The organism is uncultured Microbacterium sp. (genome assembly GCF_947488465.1).
GTDB lineage: Bacteria > Actinomycetota > Actinomycetes > Actinomycetales > Microbacteriaceae > Microbacterium.
The window spans coordinates 1013424-1026226 of sequence record NZ_CANKZA010000001.1 but is presented as its reverse complement, the minus strand read 5'-3'; the positions used below and the strand labels follow the sequence as shown (position 1 = coordinate 1026226).

Below are 12803 nucleotides of genomic sequence, written 5' to 3'. Positions count from 1 at the left end.
CAGACGGATGACCGGAGATACCCGTGACCGACACGACCCGTGCCCCGGCGCGCGCCCGCGCGGCACGCGTCACCGGGAGCGTACGCGTCGTGGGGGCGGGCTTGCTCGGCGCGAGCATCGGGCATGCACTCACTGCGCTCGGCGTTGACGTCATCCTGACCGATGCCTCGCCCGCGCAGCTGCGTCTCGCGATCGACTACGGGGCCGGCCGCGCAGCCGCAGAGGACGATCAACCGAGGTTGATCGTGGTGGCCGTCCCGCCGGACGTCACCGCGGATGTCATCGAGCGCGAGCTCACGGCGTTTCCGGATGCGGTCGTCACCGACGTCGCGAGCGTCAAGCTCGAGCCTCTCCACGAGCTGCAGCGCCGCGGACTCGACCTCACTCACTACATCGGTTCGCACCCGATGGCGGGCCGCGAACGCGGCGGCGCCATCTCGGCCCGCGCCGACATCTTCGTCGGGCGCCCGTGGGTCGTGTGCCGCGATGAAGAGACTCCGGCCGCCGATCTCGCCCTGGTCGAAGCGCTGGCGCTCGATCTCGGGGCGACGCCGATCGAAATGACCCCCGAGGAGCACGATCGTTCGGTCGCGCTCGTCTCCCACGCGCCGCAGCTGGTGGCATCGCTCCTCGCGGCCCGCTTCGCCGACGCGCCCGAAGGGTCGCTCCGCCTCGTCGGACAGGGGGCGCGCGACACGACTCGCATCGCCGCCTCCGCCCCGGAACTGTGGGTGCAGATTCTCGGGGCCAACGCCGGCCCGGTGGGGGATGTGCTGGCCGCCCTCGCCGATGATCTGCACACGGTCGCGGGTGCCCTCCGCGATCCCGAAACGCCCGGTGCGCGGCGCGCCCTCGCCGACACGATCCGACGCGGCAACGACGGCGTCGACCGCCTTCCCGGCAAGCACGGTCAGAACCGCCGGTTCGAGCACGTCGTCGTCATGGTCGATGACACCCCCGGTCAGCTGGGCCGCCTGTTCGGCGATCTCGGTGAACTCGCCGTCAACGTCGAAGACCTCCGGCTCGAGCATTCTCCCGGCGCACAGTTCGGCCTGGCCGAAATCAGCGTCATCCCCGGTGCCGTGCGCCAGGCCGTCGACGGCCTCACCGTGCGCGGCTGGAAGATCGCGAGCATCCCGACATGAACACTTCGACACGCTCCGGGACCGGTGTGATCACCATCGCCGTCGACGGACCCGCCGGTAGCGGCAAGTCGAGCGTCTCGAAAGAGGTCGCCCGGCGGCTCGGCTACGGCTACCTCGACACCGGAGCCGCCTACCGTGCCCTGGCGTGGCACGTGCTCGAGCGAGGCGCCGACACGGGCGATGCCGATGTCGTTCTGGCCGCGGCCGACGATTTCCCCTATGCGATCTCGCTCGATCCCGACGACTACTGGGTGCGCGTGGGGGAGACGGACGTCACTGACGCGATCCGCGATCCCCGGGTCACGAGTGCGGTCAGTGGTGTGGCCCGCGTGCCGGCGGTGCGACGGCGGGTGAACGAGGTCTTCCGCGCGCTGGTGGCGGCATCCGCTCGCCCCGGGGTCGTCGTCGAAGGCCGAGACATCACGACCGTCGTGGCGCCCGACGCCCCCGTACGCATTCTGCTGACCGCGGCGCCCGACGTGCGCGCCGCGCGACGCAGCGCCGAAGTTTCCACGCAGGATGCCGCGACCGTCGCGGACGCCCTGCACCGCCGCGACGCGGCAGACAGCCAGGTCGTCGACTTTCTCACCGCCGCCGAGGGCGTGCGCGTGGTCGATTCGACCGAACTCGATTTCACACAGACCGTGGAGGGCGTCCTGGACGTCATCCGTGCAGCGACAGGAGCGGCCGCATGAGCGCCGAAGACGAATACGAAGGCGGCCCCGACCGTCTGGAAGAGAAGCTCGCGAACCTCGACGAGGAACTCGCCGAACAGCGGGCGGCGGGCCTGCGGGCCTCGCTCGCCGACTATGAGCTCGACGAGGAAGACGCCGACCTGCTCCAGGGGTTCGACGGCGACGAGGACGGGTACGAGGTGCTGCCGGCGCTACCGGTCATCGCGATCGTCGGACGGCCGAACGTCGGCAAGTCCGCTCTCGTCAACCGCATCCTCGGTCGCCGCGAGGCCGTCGTCGAAGACACCCCGGGCGTCACCCGGGACCGCGTCACCTACAAGGGTGAGTGGATGGAGCGCCGCTTCACGCTCGTCGACACGGGCGGGTGGGAGCCGGATGCCCGCGGTATCGACCGCTCTGTCGCAGCCCAGGCCGAGGTGGCGATCGAACTGTGCGACGTCGTGCTGTTCGTCGTCGACGCGATGGTCGGCGCCACGGCGACCGACGAGGCTGTCGTGCGGATGCTGCGCACCTCCGACAAGCCGGTCTTCTTGATCGCCAACAAGGTCGACGATGCGCGTCACGAGCCGGAAGCTGCCGCGCTGTGGAGTCTGGGACTCGGTGAGCCGCACCCGGTGTCGGCAATTCACGGCCGTGGTGTCGCGGACCTCCTGGACGAAGTCATGAAGGTCCTTCCCGAGGTGTCGGCCGTCGCCGGCAACGAGATCGGTGGACCGCGTCGCGTCGCGATCCTCGGGCGCCCGAACGTCGGAAAGTCGTCGCTGCTGAACAAGGCCGCCGGAGAAGAGCGCGTTGTCGTCAATGAGCTCGCGGGCACGACCCGTGACCCGGTCGATGAGCTTGTCGACCTCGGTGGCAAGCTCTGGCGCTTCGTCGACACCGCCGGCATCCGTCGCCGTGTGCACCTGCAACAGGGCGCGGATTTCTACGCATCGCTGCGCACCTCGGCCGCTCTCGAGAAAGCTGAGGTTGCGGTGGTCGTCCTCGACGTGTCGCAGTCGATCAGCGTGCAGGATCTCAACATCATCGACCTGGTGCTGGAGTCGGGCCGTGCGCTCGTCCTCGCGTTCAACAAGTGGGATCGTCTGAACGACGACGACATGGAGAACGCCGACCGTCGCCGCTACCTCGAGCGCGAGATCGAGCAGGACCTCGCGCATGTGACGTGGGCTCCACGCGTGAACATCTCCGCCCGCACCGGTCGCCATCTCGACAAGCTCGTGCCGGCGCTTGAGACCGCGCTCGAGTCGTGGGATCAGCGGATCCCCACCGGCAAATTCAACGCCTTCCTGGCCGAGCTCGTCGCCGAGCACCCGCATCCGCTGCGCGGCGGCAAGCAGCCCCGCATCCTGTTCGGCACACAGGCCTCGACGCGCCCGCCGACCTTCGTGCTGTTCACGACCGGATTCCTCGACCCGGGCTACCGCCGGTTCATCCAGCGGCGTCTGCGCGAGATCTTCGGCTTCGAGGGCACCCCGATCGTCACGAACATGCGCGTGCGCGAAAAGCGCCAGCGCTGACCGCGGCCGCCGGAGCGCCTTCCGGCGTCGGCGGATCAGCCGGCTGGTCCGTATTCAGTCTGCGTGGACATTGCTCCAGCTGCGTCGGGCGTGATTGCGGGCCCCAGCGGGGCCGGCTGACACGCGCAGACTGAATACGGGCCGTCAGCGAACGACCAACGAGCGGAAGCGCTCGGTGGGTAGGTCGTCCAGGCGCAGCGCGGCCGCGGTGTCATCGACCCGGGGGAGTGGATGCCGGGTTCCGGTCTCGCGGAACCGCTGCACCGCCCAGGCATCCACGCCGGCGTCGGCGAGGCGGCATCCGAGTTCGCGCAGGCGCGTGTCGTCGATCGCCGCGGGATGCACGGTCGTTCGCACCTCGACCTCCAGCGGCCGGTCGGTCGCTGCGCGCAGCATGCGGTTGCCCAGGACGAGTTCGAGCGACCGCCACGCGTGCGCGGCGCTCGGCGACGCACCCGTCACGACGGTGTAGTCGTCGGGGAGTGCCTTGATGTCGAGCCCGACCCAGTCCACGTGCGGCAGCGCCTGCGCGAGTAGGCCGGGGTAGGCGCCCGCCGTATGCAATCCGACGCGGAACCCGAGGGCTCGAGCCATGTCCATCGCGGGCACGAGCGCCCGCTGCAGGGTCGGTTCCCCGCCGGAGAAGACGACCGCATCCAGTAGCCCGATGCGGTCGCACAAGAGGTCGACGACGTCGCTCCACGCGATCGCCCCGTCTGCGCGGGGATCGATCAGGGCCGGATTGTGGCAATAGAAGCAGTTCCACGGACAGCCCTGCAGGAAGACCGTCGCGGCGAGCATGTCCGGCCAATCGACCGTCGAGAACGCGGTGACGCCGGCGATGTTCAGTTCGTGGGCTGAAGCGATGCGGGGCATGACTCCTCCTGTGCAGCCGTGAAATACGTGCGCTCTTGAGCTTCGCCCTTCTTGCCGATGTTGAAGCTGGCGATGGGCCGGAAGTAACCCATCACGCGGGTCCACACCTCGCACTCCGCGCCGCAGTCGGGGCATGTCGCGTGCTCGCCGGAGCGGTATCCGTGCTGCGGACAGATCGAGAAGGTCGGGGTGATGGTGATGTACGGCAAGCGGAACCGCTCGAGGGACCGACGAACGAGATCGCGGCACGCCGCCGCCGAGGGCATCGCGGCACCGAGGTACAGGTGCAGCACCGTTCCGCCGGTGTACTTCTGCTGCAACGGTTCCTGCATGGCCATCGCCTGGAACGGATCGGCCGTGAACCCGACGGGCAGCTGGGATGAGTTCGTGTAGTACGGATTCATTGCGGTCCCCGCATGACGGATGCCGTCGAAACGAGCGATGTCCTCTTTCGCGAAGCGATAGGTCGCCCCCTCCGCCGGACTCGCTTCGAGGTTGAACATGTGCCCGGTCTGCTCCTGGAAGGTCACCATGTGCGCACGCACGTGGTCGAGGAGGCGCTCTGCGAGGGCGAAACCTCGATCCGTGGTGATGTCGTCCTCGCCGCGGGTGAGGTTGCGGACGTACTCGTTGACGCCGTTGACCCCGATCGTCGAGAAGTGGTTGTCGAGAGTGCCGAGATAGCGCTTCGTGTAGGGGAAGAGGCCCGCCTCGATGTGCTGATCGATGATCATGCGTTTAGCTTCGAGGCTGTCGCGGGCGAGCAGGAGCAATTCATCGAGCCGGTCGAGCGCGGCCTGCTCATCCGCGGAGTGCACGAATCCGAGACGCGCGCAGTTGATCGTGACGACACCGACCGAGCCGGTCTGCTCCGCCGAGCCGAACAGTCCGTTTCCGCGTTTCAGTAGCTCGGTGAGATCGAGCTGGAGACGGCAACACATCGATCGGATCATGTGTGGATCGAGGTCGGAGTTCACGAAGTTCTGGAAGTAGGGGAGACCGTACTTCGCCGTCATACCGAACAAGGCCTCGACGTTCTCGCCCTCCCAGTCGAAGTCCTTCGTGATGTTGTAGGTCGGGATGGGGAACGTGAAGGCGCGCCCGTCGGCATCGCCGGTGGACAGCACCTCGATGAACGCGCGATTGATCATCGCCATCTCGGGCGCGAGGTCGCCGTAGGTGAAGGGTTGTACCTCGCCCGCGACGAGTGGATGCTGCTCGCGCAGGTCGTCGGGGCACACCCAGTCGAACGTGAGATTCGTGAACGGCGTCTGCGTACCCCAGCGGGACGGGACGTTGAGGTTGAAGATGAACTCCTGCATTGCCTGACGGACCTGGTCGAGAGACAGGTTGTCACGGCGAACGTAGGGCGCCAGGTAGGTGTCGAACGAGCTGAAGGCCTGCGCACCGGCCCACTCGTTCTGCAGAGTCCCGAGGAAGTTCACGAGCTGGCCCAGCGCGCTGGAGAAGTGTGCGGGCGGCTGGGACGCGATCTTGCCGGCGACGCCATTGAACCCTTGCTCGAGGACCATGCGCAGCGACCAGCCCGCGCAGTACCCGGCGAACATGTCGAGGTCGTGGATGTGGATATCGCCCTCGCGGTGGGCGTCACCCGTCGCCGCGGAGTAGACCTCGTTCAGCCAGTAATTCGCGATGAGCTTGCCGGCGGAGTTCAGGATCATCCCGCCGAGCGAATAGCCCTGGTTCGCATTCGCGTTCACCCGCCAATCCGCACGCGCCAGGTACTCGTCGATCGTGTCTTTTGCGGAGACAGTGGCGCGGTTCATGAGGATCCTCTCGGAGAACGGGTGATGTCTGACCACAATATGTAGTGGTCAGACTGCGCGTCGAGTGCACATGTGGCGTGTCGCCGAATGTGTCCCGACCACAGACGGGTGCGGATGGATGCCGCGGCGTCCGCCGGGTGTGACAGGCTGGGATCGTGACGATCGAGCCGCCCCGCCCCGGTGAGCCGCGCCGCCCCGATGGGCCGCGCGATCCCGGTGACGCCTGGGTCGTGACGCCGGACGGGACCCGATTCTGGGGACGTTTCGGTGCGGCCGGCCTGCTGGCAGTGGACGCTGACCGCGGGGTTTTGCTGCAGCACCGCGTCGCCTGGAGCCATCACGGTGACACGTGGGGGCTGCCGGGCGGAGCGCGCCACGAGGGCGAGTCGGCGTGCGACGGAGCGCTGCGTGAATCGGCGGAAGAAGCCGGGGTTCCGGCCGACGCCGTTCGTCCCCGGATGATCAGCGTGTACGACGCGGGGGTCTGGACCTATGCCACCGTGGTCGCAGATGTCACCGAGCCGTTCGAGCCGGTGATCAGCGACCCTGAGAGTCGTGAGCTTTCGTGGGTGCCACTCGAGGCCGTCGACGGATATCCATTGCACCCCGGTTTCGCCGCGTCGTGGCCGCGCCTGCGGGCGCTCCTCGATGTCCGCCCCGTCGTGCTGGTCGATGCGGCCAACGTCGTCGGATCGGTGCCGGACGGATGGTGGCGGGATCGCTCCGGTGCGGCTGACCGGCTCCTTTCCCAGCTCGTGGATGTCGCCGCGCGGGGTGTGGATGCCGCCCCTCTGGACCTGCCCGAAGACACCTGGTTCCCCGAGATCGTCGTCGTGCTCGAGGGAGAGGCCCGGGCAGCCGGCGACATCGCCGGGGTCACGGTCGTGCGCGCGGCGGGGGCCGGCGATGACGCGATCGTGGCGACCGCCGAGAGATTGATCGTGACCGGTCGCACCGTCACGGCGGTGACGAGCGACCGTGAACTGGCGACGCGACTCGAGCGGGTGGCAGCATCCGTTCGACCCGTCGGATGGCTACGCGACCTGCTGTGACGGGGACGCGGGTTGCGCGGCGCCGGGTCGTCGCGCTCGCCGGCTTCGTTCTGACGGTATTCGCGGGCCTGATCGTGCATACGGCGCTTCCGGACACCCCTGCCACCGATATCGCGGGCGATGCGCTGTACACGGCCGCGATCTACGGCGGCATCGTGGTCGTTGCGCCGCGATGGTCACCCGGGCTGGTCGGCGCCATCGCGATCGGCTGGTGCGTCGCCGTCGAATTGTTCCAACTCACCGGGCTTCCCGTCCGCTGGGGCGAGGCCTGGGCGCCGCTCATGCTGGTGTTCGGGACGGTGTTCGATGCCCGCGATCTGCTCATCTACGTTCTGACCGGGCTCGTGCTGCTGGCCGTGGACCTAGCGCTCGCCCGTCACCGGCGCTGAGGCCGCTCCACCCGGGATATCGCGGGCGCGTTTTGTCGTCACCGCGCGTGGGAGCGACGATTCGCGCCCGTTATCCGTCGGCGTCGCGGTCGAGGCTTCGCCCGCGCAGGCGGTCGATGTCGCGCCGCTCGCGTTTGGTCGGGCGGCCGGCACCGCGGTCACGCACGGCGACCAGGGCCACCGGTTCACGCACGGGCGTGCGATCCTCGTACGCGAGCGCAGCGACCGGGGCGCCGACGCGCTTGGTCAGCAGCTGCCGCACCACCAGGATGCGGTCGAACCCGGATTGGCGCACGCGGAGCTCGTCCCCGATCCGCACCGGCTGAGCGGCCTTCGCCTTCTCTCCGCCGACGCGGACGTGTCCCGCGCGACACGCGGTCGTCGCGGCCGAGCGAGTCTTGTAGACACGGATGGCCCACAGCCACGCGTCGACGCGCACGGTGGAAGCAGCCATGCTCTCGATTCTGCCCGCTCAGCGGAGCGTCAGCGACACGGACGACGCCGACATCGACAACGGTTCGCGGGCACGATCCGGAACGGGTAGGATAGGGGAGTTGTCCGCGTGCGGACGATGGACCGGGATGTGGCGCAGCTTGGTAGCGCACTTGACTGGGGGTCAAGGGGTTTACCCCGCTCTGGTCGGCCCGAACAACTGGAAATCCATGCCACGGGCTGTGGCGCAGCTTGGTAGCGCACCTGACTGGGGGTCAGGGGGTCGCAGGTTCAAATCCTGTCAGCCCGACGTAAAAGCCCAGGTGAGAGTAGGTTTCTCGCCTGGGCTTCTTCATGCTCGGGGTCGTTTTCCGTGGTCCCCCTCTGGTCCCCCCGGCGCTCTCGCCGGCGGCCGTCTGTGGACGAACGGACCGCCCCGAACCCGCTTCCTGTGGATAAGGGGACCAAAAGGGGACCAGAACGCTTCCGGGAGCACTCCCGCGGGGGTGGGAGCGCATCACAGGCTCCGAGACGCCGGGCCACTGCGCCGAGCGTGCTTGCGCTGTCCGGCGGCGGAGAGGAAGGCGTTGGCCTGCTCGGCCGCCGACGCGAGGTGACGGTCGTCCGGGTGGAGGTAGCCGCGGGTGGTCTCCATTGAGGCGTGGCCGAGGATGTCTTGGAGGACGTGCAGCGGGATGCCGGCGTCGGCCATCCAGGTCGCCCCGGTGTGGCGTAGCCCGTGCCGGGTGAGGTCGGGCAGCCCGAGCTTCGCGACGATGCCGTCCCAGTTGGTGGCATCGCGGACGGTCGCGGTGGTGAGGTAGCCGCCCTTCGGGCCGACCAGCAACGAGTCCCCAGGCTCCTTGCCGCCGGTGAGGCGTTCCAGCACGGGCCGGAGCGGTTCGAGGATCGGCACGCGGCGCTCTTTGCGGCTCTTGGTCGGCTTGGTGACCAGTCCGCCCTTGCCGGGGAACACCTGCCGGCGGATCACCACGAGGTTCTTGTCGAAGTCGACGTCCCCGACCTGCAACCCGGACACCTCCGAGGACCGGGCCGCGAGCAGCGCGGCGAGCATCACAAAGTCGCTGTAGGACTGATGGACCTTCCCGCACGCGCGGGCGAGCCGGTTGAGGGTCTTCATGTCCGGGATCGCGTGCGCCCGCGGGGAGGCGTGCTCGGCCGCCTGGCCGCGGAAGGCGTTGCGGTTCAGGCTCCGCTTGGCACGGTTCTTCGCGGGGTTGATCTGGATCAGCCCGTCCCGCACGGCTTCATCGAGCACCCGCACGAGCGGGGCGATGGTGTTCTTGATAGTCGAGGCGCCGTGGCGCTGTTCCCACTCATCAATGGTGCGGTCGATGATGCCGGCGGTGATCTGGGTGACTGGCAGGTGCCCGAGCGCGGGCAGCACCCGGAGCTTCAGCCCGTAGCCGTAGGTCTCGCCGGTGGAGGTCGGGTCCAGGCCCCGCGCCCACCGGTCGCCGATGGATGTGACGAACTCCAGCAGCGTCATGGACACGTCCATGCCCTTGGTCGAGGAGTTGCGGAGGTGGTCGAAGAACGCGTGCGCGGCGGCCTCGTCCCGCACGATCTCCGATCGGATCACCCGGCGCTTGCTGGTCGGGTCGGTCCACCGGGCGCGGGCGCGGATGCCGTAGGAGCGGCGCTCCATGTCCGTGGAGACCTTCACCCCGATCGGCGGGACCGGCTTGGGCTCGGCGGTCGGCTGCGGCTTAGCTCTCCGGGGCATGGTCGTGTTCCAGATCGCCCAGCCAACGGTCCACCGCATCGAGCCGGTACCGGGCGATCCCGCCGAGGCGCAGGAACGGCGGCCCCATGCCCGCGGACCGCCACCGCGACAGGGTCGACTCCGAGACCTTCAAGTACGCCGCGACCTCACGGCTGTGCATAAGCGGCGACACCACGAGCGTTCCGTCGTCGCTCATGACAGTTCACCGGTGTCGGGGTCGAGGGTGCGGTAGAACGCTTCCTCGGCATCGCGGCGAGCCTGCACGTCGGCCATGACGAACTCCACGAACTCGGCGTCGCGGTCGATGATCGGCACGTCTTCGATCGGGTCGGCGGGTTCCTCACCGGGCCAGACGGTCTGCCGGGTGGGACGGTCGTGGTCGAGCTTCGTGCCCGAGGCGGCGACCCATTCACGCAGCCGCTGGCGGGCGTCGGCGAAGTCGCGGTGCCAGCCCAGCGGCGCAGAGCCGTTCTGCTCGGGGTCGTAGGCGCACAGCCAGTGCAGGTGCAGCGCGGACAGCTCCCACAACAGCTCCGGGTGGGCGTACCAGGCGGGCGGGATCACCGCGGCGGGCAGACCGTAGGTGTGCCGCAGCCAGTCCACCCACCGGTTCAGCTCCAGCCACTCGACCTCGGCATCGTCGGCGTTCAGCAAGTTCCAGTTGATCGGGTGCGGAGGCTCGGCGATCAGAGGGTCCTCGAAGCCCTCATCGCCGTCATCGTCCAGGTCCGGGCCGGGCAGGTCGCCCGTGGTGGCGTCATCGTCGCGGGGATCGTCGGACATGGTGTGCTCCTGTCTGCTCTCGCGGTCCCCGGTCATGCCGGGGCTTGCTGTGGCAGGCAGGTGGGCGCGGAGGCGACTGGCGCTGCTCAGATGTCAGAGCGGCGCAGCAGGGCCTCTGTCTGCGCACGATCGGAGGTGAGCTGGGTGGCGTCGGGGCGCCGGGGCCACGGGTGCAGGTCGGTGACGATCGGTGGTGCGGAGCGCAGCAGCACGACCCCGGTGCCGAACGGGAGCCGGCGGATGCGGTCGGGCGGGAAGATCGGCACCCGCCGGACGGAGCGCTGATTGGAGCGGGTGCCGTGGTCACCCAGCGTCACGGAGTCGGTGTACTCGTCGCGTTCCCCGACCAGCGCGCTGACGTCCTGCAAATCGCGGCTGTTGGACGCGCCACCGAGGATGACCTTGACGATCGAGGCATCCCAGATCGCGCCGGCCTGGTGCTCGTTCCACTTATCCCGCGCCTGCGCGAGCGACTGGAGCACCGGCATCGTCGTGATGCCCGAGCCGCCGCCCTCGGCCATCAGCGTCGGCAGCGACGGCAGGGGCGAGAGGTTGGCGATCTCGTCCAGCGCGAGCAGCATCGGCGGATCAAGCCGCGCACCGGGTGAGCGTGCGGCCAGGCGGCGGGCGGTCTCGATCAGGTCTTCCACAAGCGCCGCGACGAGCGCGGCGCTTGCTCCCGCGCCGGACCCGGTGGCCAGCAGGAACAGGGTGCCCTTGTTCTGGATGAAGTGCTCGGGGTCGAAGCCCTCGCCGGGGCCGGGTGAGACGGCATCGAGCACCCTGGGGTCGGCGAGCGATCCGAGGGCGAGGGACACGCCTTGCCAGATGGAGTCGCGGGTGCGGGGGTCGGCGTCGATCATCGCTTCCAGAGACTCGGCCCATCCGGTCGCCGCCTGGACAGAGCCGGTCAGGATCGCCACCGCGTCGGCGGCCGCGGTCGGGTCGAGGGTCCAGCGGAACAGCTCGGCCGGTGGCCGATGGTCGATCGCGGCGGCGTGCAGGAGCGCTTGCAGCGCGGCCCTGGTCTTGCCCTCCCAGAACCCGCCGCCGTCGACGCCGCCGGATGAGAGGCCGGTGCCGGCGGCGAGCCCGGTGGCGCGGATCATCGCGGTCTGCGGGGACTCACAGCCCCGGATCGGTGACCACCGCATCCCCGCGGGCAAGCCCTCGGCGAGGTGTTGCGGGTCGAAGATCGCGACCGGCCCGACCCGGCTGCGGGCACGCAGCGTCGCGGTCAGATTGTCCGGCCTGGTCGAGGTCACCACGACAGCGCCGGGGGCATCGAGGATCGCGGGGATCACCAAGTGGAGGCCCTTCCCGGAGCGGGGCGGCCCGATGACCATGATCGAGTCCTCCACCGACGCCCACACACTCGCGCCCTTGGAAGTACCGAGCCGGTAGCCGACATCCTGCGGACGAGGATCATCCAAGCCCGGGCGGAGGTTCCCGGCGCGGCGCAGCAGCGCCTTCTCGGACGCGGCGGCAGCGACCTCATGCCGCGTGGCGATGCCCGTCATCCGGCGCGGGTCCTGCTCGACACGGTGCGTGTGACGGCGCAGCCGCGACCAGACCCACACGCCGCCGGTGACCAGTACGGCGAGCAGGAGGCCCGAGACGAGCCAGTAGACGACCGGGCTCATGTCAGGTGCGTCCAGGGCGCCAGCGGGATCGCCCGGATCGAACAGCACACCGATCCCGGAGGCGGGACCACCGGCGGGCTGGCTCGTGCCGGTGAGGAATGCCGCGACGGACCCGGCACCGCGGAGCACCAGGGCGACGCCGAACAGACCGACGAGCCCGATCATGGCCGCGTTGGTCAGCTCATCACCGAACGAACCGGTCTGCCGACCCTGACCGCTCATGGCAGCCGCCGGAAGATCGTGAGGCCGGAGATACGGCCGAACAGCACCACCTCCACGACGCCGCCCGCAGCGTCCGGCGCGAGCCGGGCGGGGTCGATGAGAGCGCGGGCCGTGCCGGTACCGGACGCGTCGGTGTGCCCAGTGACGACGGCGACCGCCACGTCCTCACCGGGAACGAACCCGTCGCCTTCGACGGCGTGGAACACCGGCCGCGATGTCGGTTCCTCAGACTCCGGCGGCGGCTGGGGTGCTCGGCGACGTTGGGCCGCGATGATGTCGGTGAAGGTCGTCCCGTCCGCCTCCCGGACCTCGACCCGCGCCGGAGTCGTCCGGTCATCCGTGGCGCGGTCGATGATCTGCCCGAACGAGGATCGCCGCCACGGCGGCGCGAAAGGGTCCGGGTGCAGTGGGCTCCCGTCGACAGTGACAGCCACGGTGCCGTCCTCGCGCACGTCGAGCACGACAAGCGGAATGGACACCGGAACGGACTCGGGCTCGACTCTCCTCATAGC

Annotated in this window: 13 protein-coding genes and 2 tRNA genes; 7 read left to right on the top strand and 8 right to left on the bottom strand. The window is 69.2% G+C overall.

Features of this window, described 5'->3' with window-relative positions; genetic code table 11:
- The first annotated feature begins 23 nt into the window (after nt 1–23).
- Genes Q0653_RS04940 through der form a run of 3 tightly spaced genes read left to right on the top strand, consistent with a single transcriptional unit; the run spans nt 24 to nt 3360 of the window.
- Nucleotides 24–1145 carry a prephenate dehydrogenase gene (locus Q0653_RS04940; RefSeq protein ID WP_298744952.1) on the top strand — a complete coding sequence of 374 codons (1122 nt, stop codon included), beginning with the start codon at nt 24–26 and terminating at the stop codon, nt 1143–1145.
- Nucleotides 1142–1840: a (d)CMP kinase gene (cmk, locus tag Q0653_RS04935; RefSeq protein ID WP_298744954.1), complete on the top strand. Its 699-nt coding sequence runs from the start codon at nt 1142–1144 to the stop codon at nt 1838–1840. Before Q0653_RS04940 ends, cmk begins: the two co-directional genes overlap by 4 nt.
- Nucleotides 1837–3360 carry a ribosome biogenesis GTPase Der gene (der, locus tag Q0653_RS04930; protein ID WP_298744955.1) on the top strand — a complete coding sequence of 508 codons (1524 nt, stop codon included), beginning with the start codon at nt 1837–1839 and terminating at the stop codon, nt 3358–3360. Before cmk ends, der begins: the two co-directional genes overlap by 4 nt.
- A 144-nt stretch (nt 3361–3504) precedes the next feature.
- Here the strand turns inward: der and Q0653_RS04925 are convergent, their stop codons facing one another.
- Complete coding sequence (locus tag Q0653_RS04925) at nt 3505–4236, bottom strand: anaerobic ribonucleoside-triphosphate reductase activating protein (RefSeq protein WP_298943034.1); 732 nt, start codon at nt 4234–4236, stop codon at nt 3505–3507.
- Nucleotides 4206–6023, bottom strand: a complete 1818-nt coding sequence (locus tag Q0653_RS04920) for a ribonucleoside triphosphate reductase (RefSeq protein WP_298943032.1) — start codon at nt 6021–6023, stop codon at nt 4206–4208. The genes Q0653_RS04925 and Q0653_RS04920 overlap by 31 nt, the downstream gene beginning before the upstream one ends.
- 155 nt (nt 6024–6178) lie before the next feature.
- Here Q0653_RS04920 and Q0653_RS04915 point away from each other — a divergent pair, with 155 nt between their 5' ends.
- Together Q0653_RS04915 and Q0653_RS04910 are read left to right on the top strand one after the other, a co-directional pair.
- Complete coding sequence (locus Q0653_RS04915; protein WP_298744961.1) at nt 6179–7075, top strand: NUDIX hydrolase; 897 nt, start codon at nt 6179–6181, stop codon at nt 7073–7075.
- Nucleotides 7054–7464 (top strand): DUF2809 domain-containing protein, encoded by a 411-nt coding sequence (locus Q0653_RS04910; protein WP_298943029.1) that lies wholly within the window; start codon nt 7054–7056, stop codon nt 7462–7464. Before Q0653_RS04915 ends, Q0653_RS04910 begins: the two co-directional genes overlap by 22 nt.
- Before the next feature lie 70 nt (nt 7465–7534).
- On the opposite strand, the gene Q0653_RS04905 is transcribed toward Q0653_RS04910, so the two are convergent.
- A complete protein-coding gene (locus Q0653_RS04905) occupies nt 7535–7918 on the bottom strand; it encodes an RNA-binding S4 domain-containing protein (RefSeq protein ID WP_298943027.1) in 384 nt (127 codons plus the stop codon).
- A 123-nt stretch (nt 7919–8041) separates the two neighbouring features.
- Here Q0653_RS04905 and Q0653_RS04900 point away from each other — a divergent pair.
- Together Q0653_RS04900 and Q0653_RS04895 are read left to right on the top strand one after the other, a co-directional pair.
- Nucleotides 8042–8112, top strand: a tRNA-Pro gene (locus tag Q0653_RS04900).
- Between the two features lie 20 nt (nt 8113–8132).
- Nucleotides 8133–8206: transfer RNA gene (locus tag Q0653_RS04895), tRNA-Pro, on the top strand.
- 207 nt (nt 8207–8413) lie between these two features.
- Here the strand turns inward: Q0653_RS04895 and Q0653_RS04890 are convergent.
- The 5 genes from Q0653_RS04890 to Q0653_RS04870 form a co-directional block, all read right to left on the bottom strand.
- Nucleotides 8414–9643 (bottom strand): site-specific integrase, encoded by a 1230-nt coding sequence (locus Q0653_RS04890; protein WP_192575936.1) that lies wholly within the window; start codon nt 9641–9643, stop codon nt 8414–8416.
- Nucleotides 9627–9839: a helix-turn-helix domain-containing protein gene (locus tag Q0653_RS04885; RefSeq protein ID WP_146357681.1), complete on the bottom strand. Its 213-nt coding sequence runs from the start codon at nt 9837–9839 to the stop codon at nt 9627–9629. The genes Q0653_RS04890 and Q0653_RS04885 overlap by 17 nt, the downstream gene beginning before the upstream one ends.
- Entirely contained in the window at nt 9836–10426 is a 591-nt protein-coding gene (locus Q0653_RS04880; protein ID WP_146357679.1) for a hypothetical protein, read from the bottom strand. Before Q0653_RS04880 ends, Q0653_RS04885 begins: the two co-directional genes overlap by 4 nt.
- Before the next feature lie 86 nt (nt 10427–10512).
- Complete coding sequence (locus tag Q0653_RS04875) at nt 10513–12291, bottom strand: TraM recognition domain-containing protein (protein WP_146357677.1); 1779 nt, start codon at nt 12289–12291, stop codon at nt 10513–10515.
- A complete protein-coding gene (locus Q0653_RS04870) occupies nt 12288–12770 on the bottom strand; it encodes a hypothetical protein (protein WP_366521954.1) in 483 nt (160 codons plus the stop codon). Before Q0653_RS04870 ends, Q0653_RS04875 begins: the two co-directional genes overlap by 4 nt.
- Between the last annotated feature and the right edge of the window lie 33 nt (nt 12771–12803).